The 16,847-nt window shown below is 36.9% G+C and carries 11 protein-coding genes; all 11 read right to left on the bottom strand.

Annotated elements, in window-relative coordinates; genetic code table 11:
- Positions 1-779: 779 nt before the first annotated feature.
- The 11 genes from LDK52_RS10910 to LDK52_RS10860 all read right to left on the bottom strand — a co-directional run bounded on the left by LDK52_RS10910 (position 780) and on the right by LDK52_RS10860 (position 16,846).
- Positions 780-2,309 (bottom strand): SpoIID/LytB domain-containing protein, encoded by a 1,530-nt coding sequence (locus tag LDK52_RS10910; RefSeq protein ID WP_277585996.1) that lies wholly within the window; start codon positions 2,307-2,309, stop codon positions 780-782.
- Complete coding sequence (locus tag LDK52_RS10905; protein ID WP_277585995.1) at positions 2,310-3,008, bottom strand: SH3 domain-containing protein; 699 nt, start codon at positions 3,006-3,008, stop codon at positions 2,310-2,312.
- Positions 3,009-3,026: 18 nt separating this feature from the next.
- Complete coding sequence (locus LDK52_RS10900; protein WP_277585994.1) at positions 3,027-5,864, bottom strand: SH3 domain-containing protein; 2,838 nt, start codon at positions 5,862-5,864, stop codon at positions 3,027-3,029.
- Between the two features lie 1,299 nt (positions 5,865-7,163).
- A complete protein-coding gene (locus LDK52_RS10895; protein ID WP_277585993.1) occupies positions 7,164-8,204 on the bottom strand; it encodes an LCP family protein in 1,041 nt (346 codons plus the stop codon).
- Between the two features lie 80 nt (positions 8,205-8,284).
- Positions 8,285-9,505, bottom strand: a complete 1,221-nt coding sequence (locus tag LDK52_RS10890) for a glycosyltransferase family 4 protein (RefSeq protein WP_277585992.1) — start codon at positions 9,503-9,505, stop codon at positions 8,285-8,287.
- Positions 9,506-9,517: 12 nt separating this feature from the next.
- Positions 9,518-10,381: a UTP--glucose-1-phosphate uridylyltransferase GalU gene (galU, locus tag LDK52_RS10885; RefSeq protein ID WP_277585991.1), complete on the bottom strand. Its 864-nt coding sequence runs from the start codon at positions 10,379-10,381 to the stop codon at positions 9,518-9,520.
- Between the two features lie 28 nt (positions 10,382-10,409).
- Positions 10,410-11,477, bottom strand: a complete 1,068-nt coding sequence (locus LDK52_RS10880; RefSeq protein ID WP_277585990.1) for a glycosyltransferase — start codon at positions 11,475-11,477, stop codon at positions 10,410-10,412.
- Positions 11,474-12,589, bottom strand: coding sequence for a glycosyltransferase (locus LDK52_RS10875; RefSeq protein WP_277585989.1), 1,116 nt, complete (start codon positions 12,587-12,589; stop codon positions 11,474-11,476). The genes LDK52_RS10880 and LDK52_RS10875 overlap by 4 nt, the downstream gene beginning before the upstream one ends.
- Entirely contained in the window at positions 12,586-13,884 is a 1,299-nt protein-coding gene (locus LDK52_RS10870) for an oligosaccharide repeat unit polymerase (RefSeq protein WP_277585988.1), read from the bottom strand. Before LDK52_RS10870 ends, LDK52_RS10875 begins: the two co-directional genes overlap by 4 nt.
- Before the next feature lie 302 nt (positions 13,885-14,186).
- Positions 14,187-15,251, bottom strand: a complete 1,065-nt coding sequence (gene wecB, locus LDK52_RS10865) for a non-hydrolyzing UDP-N-acetylglucosamine 2-epimerase (RefSeq protein WP_277585987.1) — start codon at positions 15,249-15,251, stop codon at positions 14,187-14,189.
- Entirely contained in the window at positions 15,248-16,846 is a 1,599-nt protein-coding gene (locus LDK52_RS10860; protein ID WP_277585986.1) for an asparagine synthetase B family protein, read from the bottom strand. Before LDK52_RS10860 ends, wecB begins: the two co-directional genes overlap by 4 nt.
- Position 16,847 lies beyond the last annotated feature (1 nt).

Here is a 16,847-nt window from a genome sequence, read left to right as displayed (position 1 = left end):
TTAAAGGTTAAATTCTGTTTCTATCGTTTTCGAAGTGCTTTGGACAGACGTTTTACTATATGATTACCGAGTCGATTTTAGGGATACTGGTTGGTTATGACGTCCGTTACAACCAACCAGTATCCCTTTTTTCGATAATCTTATGGCGTTTGCCTATCGGTCGCCCTCCTACAACTCTTATAAACAGGTTAGTGCTTTTTTGGAAAACTAGAGAAAAGATACTTACCTATCCAAACAGGAAGCTCTCGAAGATGCAATTTCGTTCGCTTCTTCACTTCTTTATTTAGTGAACACTTACTATTTCTCTTTATATCCGCTCGATAAAAGAAATTCTACTTTTTTCATCCTTCCTAACAAGAATAGTATTCCTAATTCAACAGACGATTTTATCCCTATATTAACTTTGACTACTCTAATCATCTAAGCGATAAGCAATGCTCTATCTTATAGTGGAGTACTACTCACTTAATTGATTGGAGTGAAGGTGGCGACTCCAGTGGGAACAGCAAATGTTTTCTGCACCGATAGCGAAGCGACAGGTGCACGAGCTGAAAGCCCCGCAGGAACTTTCGAAAGGGACAAAGGCTAAGAGCGCCACATCGTGTGGCAACGCCTTCGTGACCAACATCCTGTTGGCCCGAGGGAGATTGAAGCCGTGCCCACGGAACGCGTCCACCTGAAACGGAAATCAGCGGTATTATTTAATTTCTCTTATTCTTATACTTTTACAAAATTCATACAAAAAGGCAACCACTAATGTGGTTGCCTTTTGTATTTTATTAGTATTTTTCTATTGTCGTGCCTTGGTAATAATGTTTTAGAATGCGGTCGTATGTCCAACCAGCTTCGGCACGTGCTTTAGCACCGTATTGACTCATACCGATTCGGTGACCATAGCCTTTACCGTTTACGGTTACTGTTTGGACACCTGTAACTCCTGTTGTGGAGATGATGCCTTCATTCGTTTGGACTTTCACAGAGCCACCTGGAATGGGCACTGTGCCTGTTGCTGTTTGAACGGACATTCCCTCAAGTGATGTTACTTCTGATGAACCATTTGCTCCTTGAATAGCTAGGTCAGTTCCTCCAGTTGGTTTTGTGAAGGAAATATCGAACCAGCTAGATTTTAAGGATGCATTGTTGGCATCTATAAATACATTTCTCATCACAGTTTCATTGCCAGTTATCGTTTTCTCTCCGGACGAAGTCACTGCAGTTACGGCAGTAACTTCTCCGTTAGATCCACCCTTTGTAAGTTTGATGTCTAACAAAGTATCAGTGGTGGAAAATCCGAATTTTTTTAATATATTGGAAGTTGGAATGCTCACTGTCCAGTTTTTATAAGGTGATTGCTCAATGGAATCATCTACAGATACAAAATGGGAAACCTGGGCACTATTCCATACCTCACCAATATTCGCTGTTCTACCACCACTAGTAGAAAAATAGTAGGCCTGAACTAGTTTGCCATTAGCTCTTAAAACTAGATCGTTTGTTGCTTCTACTGCAGCATTTGAATTTTTATGTTCAGATGAATAGCCTTTATACATTTGGTCTTTAGTAGTACTACTTAGAATACCAGCTTTACTCAATGTATAACTTCTTGCTGCAATTGTTTGGGCTTTTAAAGCTTCAATATGCCATGAAGCTGGTGATTCATTTGGAATTACGCCTTTTAAATAATTTTCTAAATCTAGTCGGTTGACGATTTGAACTGTCGCACCTGATTTAATAACATTAAAACTTCCTCGATATTCATTTCCATTTGAAGCCTTGCCAATTGGTAATGAAGAAACTTCAGCAAGTCGTCCACTAGTAGCGGGGACCCAGGATGAAGCTCCTAGTTCATCTGTAATAGAGTACCAAGTTTCACCATTTGCATTTGTGAATTCATCTACAAAGTTTGCCCCTTGGAAAGCTGTATATGATTTTACTGTTTCATAATCAGCAGTAGCCCCTTTTTTACCATCAACATCTGACGTAAATACGACTATCTTTTCATTGCCAGAAATGGCATGCAGGGCATAACCATTTGCTGAAAACATAGAAGATCCAGATTGATAAATAGAGACTTCCCCATTCACTTGAGAAAATGTAACCGGTGTATTTGGTAAAGCAAAGAACATTTCGTTTGTTGTTAAGTTTTGTAGCTTGTACACTCCTGATAGATTAAGAGAAGTAGTAGATGCATTGTGTACTTCTACTTGTATTTGTTTCGAATAACTTTCTTGTTTGTATGCAAAAGCGCTATTTGCGGAAACAAGACTAAGCACTGCTACTGATAAAATGGCTATTACTTTTTTCTTCAATTATTTCACCTCAGTCAGCGTACTTAGCACCCAACCTTTATTGCCTTTAGCAGTTTGGACATTATACCAAGTTTCACCATTTGCATTTTTGAAGGACCCTAAATAAGTTAATGAAGAGCCTTTAGCAACAGTTTCCAGTGATTTATAATTAGTAGTTGCCCCTTTGCGTACGTTTGTAGATTCTTTTGTTATGACTTTTGAAGGTACAAAGTCTACTGGTTTTGTCGTAGAAACATCACCTGAGAAAATCCACCCTTTTACAGTAGCTGAAACTTCTACTCGATACCAAATTCCATCGGCACCCTTGTGCTCACCAATAACGGATAAGCCTTTATTTGCAGCAATTGTTGCAAGAACTTTATAGTTTTTTGTTGCTCCAGAATGTACTTTTGCACTAGCCTTTGTATAAATTACAGCAGTTGTTTCTGTCGGGGGATTAGTAGTCGTTGGTGGCGTTACAACCACAGAGCTACCCTCCGCTACTGCTTTTTGTAATTGTTTAATGATTACATCTTGTTCTGCAACTTGTTTTTCTAAAGTTGTTACTTTCGTTTGAAGAGGGTTTAGCTGTGCTTGTACCCATTCAACCGATGCTAAAAGTAGATTTGAATCTGCTTTAGTGGAGGTCGGTGTAATAAAAGTTAATACCAAACTTAAACCAAGTACAGCTCCAACTGTTGCTAATAATTTCTTTTTCATATGATTATCTTCCTTCCATTATTGATTGAAATAGTTTTCTAATCCTTTACGAATTCCAATTGCTGCATTTTTACGGAAGGAAGTAGAAGCTAATTGTGCTTCTTCCGTAGGATTTGAAAGAAATGCAAGTTCGACTAATACAGAAGGAAGCTCATTCATACGATTTACATAGAAGTTTTGTGGCTTGATTCCTCGGTTATAAGTTCCAATTGCTTTGACTAAATCAGATTGAATACTCTTTGCAAGTGTCAAACTTCTAGGACCATTAAAGCTCACTGACGAATTATAGAAGGTTGTAGTTCCTTTCGAAGTAGAACTGAATGAATCGGCATGAATACTTATAAATGCATCATAGTCCGAAGCATTAGAGATACCTGTACGCTGCGAAAGCTCTAAGAACACATCTGTGCTTCTTGTAAGTGTCACAGTAGCTCCCGCCGCCTCTAACTCAGCTTTTAGGAAATTCGCAGTTGCAAGATTTACATCTTTTTCCTTCGTACCTTTTTTACCTATTGCACCAGGATCAGAAGCACCATGCCCAGCATCGATGATTATTTTCTTCCCTGCCAATCCTTTAGGAACTACTTTGATGGTTAATTCGTTATTATAATCACGAATTGTATATGTGTAATTAGGATCGAAAGTGACTAATAATACAGATGTTCCACCGGAAACTTTCTCTACTTTCATACTCTTCACTCCAGCAACATTCGATTTAATCTCGTTAATACTGGAGAGATTACCAAACACTCGTAACACATTTGCTGATGGTATCGAGTAGGTAATATCGAACTTAGATGGTTTAGACCAAACCATATAATTTTGCCCTTTTCTAACTTCTGTTCTACCGTTCGTCAGTGAAATTGGTGAAATTGGTGAAATTGACGCAGCATCTGAAAGTACAGAAGCCTGAATCCAACCACGTTTTTCATTTGGTGTTTCGATATTAAGCCACCCGTTTAATGAACGTAGTACACGTACCGGTGAACTTAAGTAAATAGTATCTACTTTCTTCGCTGTTGCACTTGCTCCACTATACACAGTAGATGTTTTTGTTCCATATTTAGTAGGGATATTTTCATTAATTTCGAAATCTGGAATCCAACCCTGTTTTCCATTAGCTTGAATGTTTATCCAAGTTGTCCCATCTGTTGAAACTATTTTACTTAGCACAGTAAACTTTGTACTTCTTGGTAAACCTACTAAAACTGATGAGTTATAGTTGCTATTTGCATATAGTAAAGCGTTAAAACGTTGAATTGTACCTGTTTCCCCATTACCTGGAGTGACAACTGGAGTCTCGTTCACTTTATCTACAATAGTTACAACAGATTGATGTAACCAAGCATCCCCACTACCTGAAACTACTTTATACCATTTTTCATTGCTAGCATCAGTAACATATTGTGCAGAAACAAATTGGTCATTTAACCTTGATTGAGTTACAACATCAAAAGTTGTTGCTGGACCTGATCGCATATTTGCTACCGAAACGGAAACCGACAAATGATTTTCTTCGGTAATTACCTCTACGTTTGGAGTTGGAGTTTCGGTTGGCGGATTTTCGGGTACAGTGGAAACACTATCAAATGCATCAGCAGCTATCCATCCTTTTTTTCCAACTGCATAAGTCACTTGATACCATTTTTCTTTGGAACCATTCGTAAACTCTTGGTGGATTGCTAGTTTTACTCCCTTGTTAATCGTTGCTACTGTTTTGTAACTCTTTGTTGCTCCCGAATGTACCGTCGAATTTTTGCTTACGACTTTGTTCGCTATCGAGCTATCTTCAAAAGCTGATGCAAGAATCCAACCTTTTTTTCCAGTGGCATATGTAACTTGAACCCATTTCTCATTGTAGCCATTTGTAAATTCTTGATGAACGGTCATTGTTGCTCCAGCTTTTGCTGTGAAAACTGTAGAGTAATTTTTGGTGGCTCCTGAATGAACGGTTGATGAATTGATAACCTTCATCATTGTAGCTGTTTCTCCAGCAGTTCCATTCAGTACAAATAAGTCAGAGGTTACCCAGCCTTTTTTGCCTTTATATTCTACATTAAACCAAATCTCATTTTGGGCATTAGTAAAAGCACCAATAATTTTCAAAGAAGTTCCTGCTGGAATAGACGCAATTAATTTATAAGAAGTTGTTGCACCACTTCTCATGTTAGAAGCATTTTTCCCTATATTCTGTGATGTTCCGACATAGGAATCTCCAGATTTTAAAGTGGACGCTTTAACTGCTTTTGCAGCGGTTTCTGCAGCATTATCATTTAATATAAATAAGTCAGAGGTTACCCAGCCTTTTTTGCCGTTATTTTCTACATTAAACCAAATCTCATTTTGAGCATTAGTAAATGCACTAATAATCTTTAAAGCGGTCCCTTCTGGAATAGTTGCAACTACATCATAAGAAGCCGTTGCACCTTTTCTCATTTCAGAAGCACGTTCCCCTATTTTCTGTGATGTTCCGACATAGGCATCTCCTGATTTTGAAGTGGACGCTTTAACTGCATTTGTAGCAGCTGTTAAATAGTCACTAATAATCCAACCTTCCGTCGAACTTAAGGAAACTTTGTACCAGACTTCACCTTTACTATTTTTCGCAAAGGCAAGTACACTTACCGACTGACCCGTATTTACTTGTATTACTTTATCGAACTCAGTACCCGCACCTGATCGTATATTGACATTATTTTCAGTAAGTAACGCTTTATTACCAACCAATTGTTGAATGTCGCCTAATACTATAGCAGAATTAGAAGCTGCATATACAGATGGTGCTTCATTGGCAACAAGGTTAAGTGGCAAAAGGACAGATGTTGCTAATACAGATGATGCGATGATTTTTTTCATTTGTTCCTCCTAGAACTTTTATTTCCTACATAATAAAACACAGAATTCCATAAAACATTCCAATACATGAAATTAAAACCTATGTACTATAAATTTAACATACATCACGGTTTATTAGCATAAGCTAAAAATACCCATTTGTATAACAATACTATTACAAATTTCGATATTTTGTAATGATATTGTAATATTTTGCGAATCTTAAGGATATTTTAATAATATTAAACTTATTAATAGCTTTCAACCCAAAATCGATATTTTAGAGTTACCAAATGGAATTTATCACCTTTAGTCTTCGATCCACCCATATCATCCTACTACTATATTATTCTCTAAGAAAAAGCAGGCATAAAGATTTCCTATCCTTTAAGTTCAAAACCCGTTTCTACCGTTTTCGAAGGGTTTGGGACAGAAGTTTTGCTTTATGATTGCCGCGTTAATTTTTAGGGATGCTGGTTGTTTGTGACGTTCGTCACAAACAACCAGCATCCCTTTTTTCGGTAATCTTATTGCGTTTAACTGTCCCTCGCTCTCCAGCAACTCTTATAAACAAGTTAGTGCGTTTTTGGCTAACTAGCGAAAAGAAACTACCCTATTCCTAGAAGAAAGATGATGACAGTCTAATTACGCGACATCGTGGTGCTCCTGCGCAAAATAAAAAACATTTCGCAACGACTGCCTGACCCGCATCGTGCGGGCCTCGAAGATGAAATTTCGTTCGCTATCTCGCTTCTTTATTTAATGAAGACTTACTATTTCTCTTTATTTCCACTAGATTAAAGAAAATCTACTTTCTTTATCTTTCCAAACAGAATAGTATCCCAAACTCAACAGACAATTTTATCACTAGATTAACTTTGACTACTCTTATCATCAAGGAATATGTAATGCTATATCTTATTGTTGAGTACTACTCACTTAATTGATCTTCGTTACAGGTGGCTACTCCGGCGGGATGAGTGAGACAGATGAGACATCACAGCGACGCGCAGCGATGGTGATAACTCATCGCTCACCCCGCGTGGCCAACAGGATGTTGGTCACGAAGGCGTTGAGGCCCGCATGAGGTGGGTTATGCAATCATTGCCGCAGGACGCGGCGAACTTAGATTGCCTTCCTTTTGAGAGGTGGTGCTTTTAGCCTTCGTTCCTTTGTCGCCACCAGAAACGAAAATCATTAGCAACTTTTTATTCTTTAAAGTTCTATAAACACCGAGTTTGCATCGTGATAATCCTACTACTTTATTATTCTCTATTGAAAAAAAAGAGTAAAACGAAGCGCCCGTGAAGGCGATTCATTTTACTCTCCTAAAGATAAATCATTTGCTGTTTTTGTTTCATTTAACTCACTTTGCGCATTTTGCCCAAAATCATCTAAATTTAACTTAAGCTGCTCTGAAACAGTATCGATAGAATCCTCATCTGGTATAAAATAATAGATTCCTCTGATCGTAGCATCCTCTCCAGTTATTTGTAACTGCTCAAATGGAGACGACTTTAAGTTCTGATACATTTTAATCAACCCAAAATACTCAGATGAAGGAATATTAGTTCTCACATTATTTCCTACATCCTTAATCATATCATCAATCTTTGTAATATTACCTAAGCTTGTGCCTTGATTGATAATCTCTTGAATTACTTGTTTCTGACGCAAATTACGTCCCATATCACCTTGAGGATCTGTTTTACGCATACGCACATAAGCAAGCGCTTCGTTCCCGTTTAACTCCATCGTTCCCTCTGTATACGTTTTCCATTTTAAGCTTTCCGTCAACTGAGCTTTGAATGTAAACGGCACGTCTACTTCTATACCTCCAACCGTATCGACGATATCTTCAAATCCTTGGAAATCAGTGGAAACATAGTAATCAATTTTCAAATCTAATAATTCCTCCACAGCATTAATCGTATAGTTAATACCACCATTTGCATAAGAGTGATTGATCTTGTTTTCATGTCCTAAATCAGGAATATACACTTTCGCATCTCGCGGGATACTAACCATGGATATTTTCTCCGTTTTAGGATTAATCGTCGCTACAATAATTACGTCGGATCTACCGTAAGTCGAGCCTTCTTGATTTTCAATACCAGTAAGCATCAAGGTGAATGCAGAATCTTCAGCAATTGCACTATCAAACTTACTTTCTGATTTGTTTTTTTCTTTATCTCGATCTAATGGTTGAAACATATTCGATGTGGCGTTTTTTGTCTGTAAGGATAGGTTAGTAGCGAATACTATCACACCAGACAATAAAACCATCGAAATGACTAGAACTGTGTATAAAAATTTTCTTCTTGTCTGCTTTTTTCGTTTTGTTTGACGTGAGGTACCCATGATTCTTCCCTACTTTACTGTTAAAATATAATCTCACCTATTATACATAAAATATCGTCATATGTATATTCTGAAGATACTTACTTCTTCGTAAGGTTCTGCAATAAATCCTTAACGATAGAAACCCAACTGTAATCATTTAATGCTAATTTTCGTCCGCATTCTTTCATTTCTGTACGAACTGTCTCATTCATTTCTACAAATGAGAACATCGTATCCACAATAGAATCGACATTTTCTGGTATTGCAACTAATCCAATATTATTTTTCGTTACGATTTCAGCACTTTCCCCTTTTCCGCAATATAATACCGGAACTCCGGATGAAGCCGCCGGGAAAATTTTCGATGGACGCGCTCCTTCAAATAACTGAATATCTCGCAGTGGCACGATGCTTACATCTGTAACAGAAAATAATTTGGGCATTTCTTTTAAAGGTAAATGACCGAGAAAGGCTATATTCATAAGTCCTAGTTCTTTCGCTAATTCGTGTAGCTTTTCTTCCTCTGGACCTGCTCCAGCAATTAAGAAGATGGCATTAGGCACTGTTTCTTGCATTCTTTTCGCTGCATATAATATAAACTCTAAGCCTTGGGCATAACCTAAATTACCACCATAAGAAAACACGAATTTACCTTGTAGATTAAACTTCTCTACATACTCATCGTCTTTTGCCTGTGGTTGGAAGAAGGTTGTATTTACTCCATTCGGTAACACAAACACTTTGTCCTCCGGCTGAGAGTGGTTAATAATATACGAACGTATACCATCTGTTGCAGTCGCTATTTTCCATGAATGCTTATATAAAAATGACTCCAAAATTTCTGCAAGTTTAATGAAAAATTTATTTTTCACTAGTCCTAACTTTACTGCAGACTCTGGCCAAACGTCGGCTACATTAAATACAAATTTTGCACCTTTTAATTTGGCACTTAATAGTCCTGTTAAACCTAAAAAGATAGGCGGAGAGTTCACGATAATAACATCGACTTTTCCGGCTTTCATTAAACCGTAAAATGAACTGAATGTAAATGAGAAATAAGAAACTAATCGTTTATAAAATGTACCTTTTTTAGAAGGATAAATCCAAGTACGATGAACAGGAATTCCATCCCATTCTTCAAACTCATATTTTTTGCCTTTATACTCATCCGGAATCATGCCGTAAGGATGATGAGGAAACGCTGTTACCACTTGAATATCATGGCCTTGGGCAAGGAGCTCCTTACTAACTTCGTATACACGAATTTGTGGTGCTCCCGTTTCTGGTGGAAAATGTTGACACAAATATACTATACGCATGGAATCACCGTTTTAATCTTTCAATTTATTCTTTAAATATGCCAATAATGGCTCTCTTAAATCATCACGTTTTAAAGCAAAATCAAAGGTCGCTTGTAAGTATCCTAATTTATCGCCAACATCATAGCGTTTTCCCTCAAACATATACGAATAAATAGGTTCTTTCGCAAGCAATGAATCAATTGCATCTGTTAACTGAATTTCACCTTTTGCATCAGGTTGTACTTTTTCTAATTCCTCAAAAATACCAGGTGTCAAAATATAACGGCCAACAATAGCTTGATTAGATGGTGCATCCTCAATTGCAGGCTTTTCCACTAATCTTTTCACTGTATATAGATTATTATCTGCTTCGCTATAGTCAACAATACCATACTTACTTACATCTTCCGTTGGCACTTCATTGACCCCTAAAATACTACTTTGTACTTGCTCAAACATATCAATCATTTGTTTTAATGCTGGTACTTCCGAATCGATAATATCATCTGGTAGTAAAACAGCAAATGGTTCATTACCGATGAATTTCTTCGTGCATAAAATCGCATGACCAAGTCCTAGAGGTTCTTTTTGACGCATATAATGGATATCGACTAAATTAGAAATGTTCTCTACTGTTTCTAACAACTCTAATTTCCCTGTTTTCTTTAATAATAGCTCTAATTCGATGGATTTATCGAAATGATCCTCCATCGATTTTTTATTACGTCCCGTTACAATTATTATATCTTCTATCCCAGAGGCAATGGCTTCTTCGATAATATATTGTAAGTTTGGCTTATCTACGATAGGTAACATTTCTTTAGGTAATGCTTTTGTTGCAGGTAGGAAACGTGTTCCAAACCCTGCTGCGGGAATAACTGCTTTTTTAATCATATCCAATCACCCTTCTCTTTCTAAACGATTAAAGATATTTTTTATATAGCTCTAACATATAATGTGCATTATCAATCCAACTATAGTGTTCCAGCACATGGGTAACTCCAGCTTGTCCCATCGACGCTCTCAAGTCATCGTTTCTTGCTAACTTCTTGAACGCATTTGCCAGCTGCTCTGGACTTTCTTTATCGGTCACTATTCCAGTTACATCATTGACTACTACCTCAGGAAGTCCACCAACATTTGAGACGACTACTGGAATCCCACAAGCCATAGCTTCCACTGCAGCAACTCCAAAGCTTTCACTATCTTCCGTAGAGGGTACTGCAAAAATGGTCATTTTCCGAATTACATTTGGTACTTCTGTATTCGGTACTTTACCTGTAAACGTAGTAACTGAATCTATACCTAAGTCTTTGGATAGTTGCTCATACTCTGCTCGTTGTGGTCCGTCACCTGTTATCACCAGCTCGGAATTTGAAAATTCCTTATGAAACAAAGCAAAGCCCTTCACTAAATCAGCTATTCCATATTTATCTTCGAGTGCTTTTACTGTTCCAACAATAATTTTATCACTTGATTGTTCTTTAGCAATTTCCGGATAAAAAATATTAATATCCACGCCGAACGGAGTAACCTCTACAAAGCGTTTCGTATATAAATTCGTCTCCTTAGCCATTACATGACTAGTGGAGAAAATAGCTGTTGCTTTACTTAATGTAAACTCAATAAGCTTTTTATTAAGCTTGCTCTTTTTAGGGAAATCAAAAATATCTTTTCCCCATACAGAAACGAAATACTTTTTATAATTGACCATTGCCCCTAACAAACCATAGCTTGAAACAAAATGAGAATGAAGAACATCTGGTTCCCATTCCTTCAGCATCTTTTTCAAAGCAGGAGCTGCTGCTAAATAGGAAGCTTTACCTGGTAATGACTTTGGTAATACCACAGTCGGAACCAGCTTCGCGTTATCCTCCGAGTAATGATCTTTAAATGTATACACTTTTACATCTATTCCTTGGGACTGATAAAACAACGCCCACTTATGGGTATGAATGGATCTGCTTGGTGCTAATAACGCAATTTTCATTGGTTACCTCCTATTAGAGCATGTGCGGCTTGTTCAGCTCGTTCATTCCATGCATGCTTTTGTAAAAAAGTTCGTTGTATATTTTGTTTGTATTCAGCAAAATTAGGTTGAATCGCTTGCATTCCTTCTACAAGGCTCGCAGCATCATCACCTGTTAGAACCCCATAAGGTCCGGACCCTATAAAGTCCTCCTGTGCAGAACAATTTGTAGCAATAATTGGCAATCCAGCTGTTAAGTACTCTACTAGTTTAATCGGTACCGCAAAATCATTGTACACCGAACGTTTACGCGGAATAAAAGCGAAATCCACATCCTCGTATACTTTTTGTAGCTCTGCCCCACTCACATGCTTTACTTCTATATATGATTTATTTAGCTTTTCCTTATCTTCATTACTTAAATCGTTAAATTCATCATCCCGACAAACAATGACTAGGTTACCGAGAATTTCACTTTTATTTAATATAGCATAGGCATCGACTAATGTAGGTAAACCGTAATCATCATTATTAATGCCGCCTACATAAATCCCTTTAAATGGATTTTGTATCGCTGTTGTATTTGATTTTATTTCTGTAAAACGCCCACCAGGAGGGAGCGCCATTTTAGGAGCATTAATATGGACATACTTGCCCATCGCATCGCTTGGCAAAAAGACCGTATGGACGTATTTTCCGTAAAAATTTTCTTCTAGCTTATAAATAGATTGCATGATAAATTTCTTTAGCCCTGTTAATGAATATAATTCATCAAATTTCCAATATACATCACGATAAAATACACCCACTGGAATTTGATATTTTTTTAATGTTTTAAAAACATCTTTATCAATTTTCCAGTCCTTTGGAATATGCCCTGCATCTGTCAACCAGAGCGGGATCGTTTGGTTTTCCGAATAACAAAACAGCGTCTGTTCCAGCTTGTTCTCCTGCAATACTTTATTCCACAAGATACGACGTTCCTTCGTGTTACCTGAAATGATTATTATTTCTAAATCTCGCTTTTGAGCATATAATTCAAAAGCCTTGATCATTTCTACTGGTCGAATAGCAGATCCACTCTTTGGATTTGTAGCTATCGTAAAAGGATAATAAATAAGAATATTTTTCATACTTTCACCTTTTTCCTCTTCACCTTACTCATAAGGAATGTCCATATGATGTGAAAATATTGCTCTAATATAAATAACCCGGCAAGAACGACTGTCATAATTATCCAAATTGGATTGAAGAAAAAGTCTGCAGCACCACCAACAAGTGTTCTTGGGATATTAATGGTAAAGTATACGGTTAAAGCAATAACGACTGGAGTTTTTGGGAGTCTTAAGAACGCGATATGTAGCAACTGGATAACAGCAGCCACATAAATTATACAAACAATCACACCGACATACCCAAATGATCCAAATGCCTCTCCGATGAAAATTGTATTTAATACTCCACCAGTTCCTTTATCAATATTTTCAGGGAACACATTTTCCATGACCATTCTTGCAGTACGCACTTGTTCAATATCGAAAATACCAGCGATAAATGAAGGTAACCCTTTCATCTCCAGAAAAGCAATAGAATGCGAGTACGTATCTAAATGTAAAAAGAAAGGTGATATTTGTGCGAGAATAATTCTTCCTATTGGACCAGAATTATAGGATAAGAAGCTCTCTATATCTGTTACTCCTTGTATAGCCACATACATAATTACTAATAACACAGTCCCCGAAATAACAAAGGCACTAATTTTCTTCCAATTTAAGTTTAATGTTTGCGTGAATACACCAGCTAACAACAACATGATGACGTAAAAGAAAATGGGCGATTTTGCCAAATCATATGTAGTTATTACTAAAGATGACATAAACAATAAAAAGAATACAATTTTCCAATACAATGCTCTAGATTGCGTAGTGTATACAAAAGCAATAATGGAAAGGACTGGGGTTAATGCAATCGCGAATATGTTCCGAATATATACGTCAATCCCACTAAAACCTCGTGATGCGTCAATACGCATTTTCGCCAATTCAGAAGTATTTCCTTTTAACAACTCAAACAATGGTACAGTATTGGTTTTCAACATGGTATACGCTACTGCTAGCATCGATATAGCAGTAAGGGCACCAAAAGCCAATCTAAACAAGCGTCCATTCTTATCTACACTTGTACGAACGGGTTCGTGTAGGTAGCGGTCAAACTCTTTTTCGGAATTAAAACCGAACATTCTTCCTACAACCAATTGCGTTAGTGGAAATAAGATCATTAATATCGTCAACAAAATAAATCCAATGATTCGATATTCCTCATGGTCCATTCGTTTAATCATATAATAATCGTCAATCCCTAAAGCTATCAATAAACCGCCAATATAACTGGAGATAAGGAAAGAATAATAATATATTATCGTAATCATATTTGGCTTTACAAGAGAAAGGCTTCCAGAAACCTTTTTGAAAAGGTATGTGGAAGCCACCACAGTAAAGAGCCATATGCTAAAAATTAACAATGCTCACACCTACTTTATTTTCATCAATAGCGCCCAGATTTGTAAAGATATCTTTGGCATCTGTTGGACTTTATCATCACTTGTATCAACTTTAATTTCCGTTTCAGGCAAAGGAACAAAGGCTAAGTGCGCCACCTCTCAAAAGGAAGGCAATCTAAGTTCGCCGCGTCCTGCGGCAACGATTGCATAACCCCCCACCTCCTGTGGGCCTAAGCTAAATATTCTTTTAGTAATGTCAATACTTTCTGAGCTGTGTTCCCATCTCCAAAAACAGGAGTATAAGAAGGAGAAACTTGCTTGTTTACTGCTGCTACTATTTTTTCTGTATCCGTACCAGTTAAAATATTTGCATCTTCTATTAGAGTTTCGACCCATTCCGTTTGGTCGCGAACTGTTATACATGGTACTTCTGCAAAATAGGCTTCTTTTTGCACGCCACCTGAATCTGTAACGATTTTTTTCGCATTAGTTTCCAGCGAAAGCATATCTAAATAACCAACTGGTTCGATTACTTGTAAATTAGGGATTTCGTCTAATTTGAATCCATAATCCTCTAACATATGCTTCGTACGTGGATGAATTGGCCATACTTTTTTATCAGGGATTTGACTAAATGCATCTAAGATAGACTTCATACGCTCAACATCATCTGTATTTTCTGCACGATGAATCGTGATTAATAAATAGTCTTTTGCTGTTAAATTTTCACGTTCTAAAATAGTCGTAGACGATGCTGCTAATTCTTTATTATACAAAACTGCATCATACATAACGTCTCCTACATTATAAACGCCTTCTGATATATGTTCATTTGTTAAATTTTGGATAGCTGTGTCCGTTGGGCAAAGAAGTAATGTAGAAATATGATCTGTTAGGATACGATTTACTTCTTCTGGCATTTTCTTATTAAAGCTACGAAGTCCTGCTTCAATATGCACAATTGGTACATGAAGCTTAGCAGCAGCAAGTGCACCCGCAAGTGTTGAATTAGTATCACCATATACTAGTACGAAATCCGGAGTTTCAGTTAAAATTATTTCTTCAATTTTAGCTAACATTTCTCCAGTTTGTTTCCCGTGGTTTCCAGAACCTATTCCTAAATGATAGTCTGGTTTAGGAATATTCAACTCTTCAAAAAAGATGTCGGACATATTGGCATCATAATGCTGTCCTGTGTGTACAATTAGTTCTGTCACTTCTTCACGAATGACACGTGATACCGCCGCTGCTTTTATAAATTGGGGTCTTGCTCCTAAGATTGTAAGAACCTTCATTTTGTAATCTCCTTCATCATTTCAATCATGTCTTTGACGATAAATGAATTTATATTATATGGATTTTCATACTTTTTACCATTTCGTTTGAACTTTAATGATTTTATATATTGCTTATAAGTTGGATAGATTCCGTACCATTCCATAGGCTCATCAAAGTATTTTCGGTAAAGGTTTTTCTTCCTATATAGCTTGCGCAAAATAGGATAAAGCATTCCATATTTATTTTTTAACGAGTTTTCAGGACCAGGTTTTTGAGGCATTGGATAATACTCTGGATGCATTTTATGCAATGTATAATCATATAAATATTTTTTATATTTTAAATCCACTGGAAGCTTTCTGAAGAAATGGATTAAACGATCATCCCATAACGGTAGGGACCAGCTTTGGCCAAAATACTCATAAACTCGAACAGCGTTAATGATGAATTTAGATTGTCTTTCTCTCCAGTTCCATTCATCTATTATCGAAGACACTCGCTCATTCGTGTAGTTGGAATACACTTCAATGTCTTCGATTAAACCTCTTCCTATATTCGTGTTTGCATATGTTTTTTCACCATTAAGTTCCCATAATCGAAAATGTTTATTCATGATGAAGGTTTGGATTTCACTCACTTCAAAGTCTTTTTCAATAATCGATTCATAAGGCAAGTGACCACCTGCTAGATAATCTAAGGAATGTCCTGGTAGGAACACTGCATCCTCTAAACCTTCTTCTTGCACTAACAGCTTCGTGCTCGGGAAGTCCTGTAAATGGGCAACAGATACGCCATTACTGGAATACACTACATAGTCTTTCCATTCGTCAGACTTGTACATGTCTTCCCACATTTTTTTGTCATAAGCAAAATACTTCCACTTAAGCCCTAATTGATCAGCTATTTGTTTACTAACCGTAGATTCACCATTACCTGGTCTTCCATATGTAAAAGCAGTAATATTATCTTTTAATCCTCGTTCTACAAGGTTCAAGGCTATTAACCTGGAATCATAGCCACCACTAAGTGGGATAACTATTTGACGTCCCTGTAAACGCGTTGCCAGATCATCAAATAATTCATGAAAAACCTGCTCCAATTCTTCAGCAAATGTATCGATAGACTCGGATTCTGATTCTAAAACGTATGTGTAATAATATTCTTGCTTTGCATCCTCAGCTAGTTTCACATAAGAAACAGCTGGCACTTGATACCAGTCTGTAAATAGTGTTTTATCTCTAAATACAAATCCTGTTACAAGAAACTCATCTTCTGCTTCCTTTACCATATCCATTCCTTCATGTGGTGTAATATAGTCTTGAACAATCCAATTGGATGCAGAATCTTGAGAATAGAATAACGGGATGGAACGTTTCATATCGGTCACTAGCGTGGTGTTATGTTCATTTTTGAATATTAAAGCGTACTCTCCATTCCATTTGGAATATTCCATAGAAGAAAGTTGTGCTCCATTAAATATGTTACCAAAATTTTCATGGGTGACATATTGATTTTCATAGTAGAAATAACCTCTTAAAAACCCTTCATACCCCTCGCCTATAATAGGATAAAAATCTTTATGCCTAAGGTTAATTTTACAATTTCTCGCCATG

Origin of the sequence: Psychrobacillus antarcticus (assembly GCF_029533155.1) — a bacterium.
GTDB classification, from domain to species: Bacteria; Bacillota; Bacilli; order Bacillales_A; family Planococcaceae; genus Psychrobacillus; species Psychrobacillus antarcticus.
Note: the sequence above shows the minus strand (reverse complement) of the source record. Positions and strands in the feature narration are given on the sequence as shown.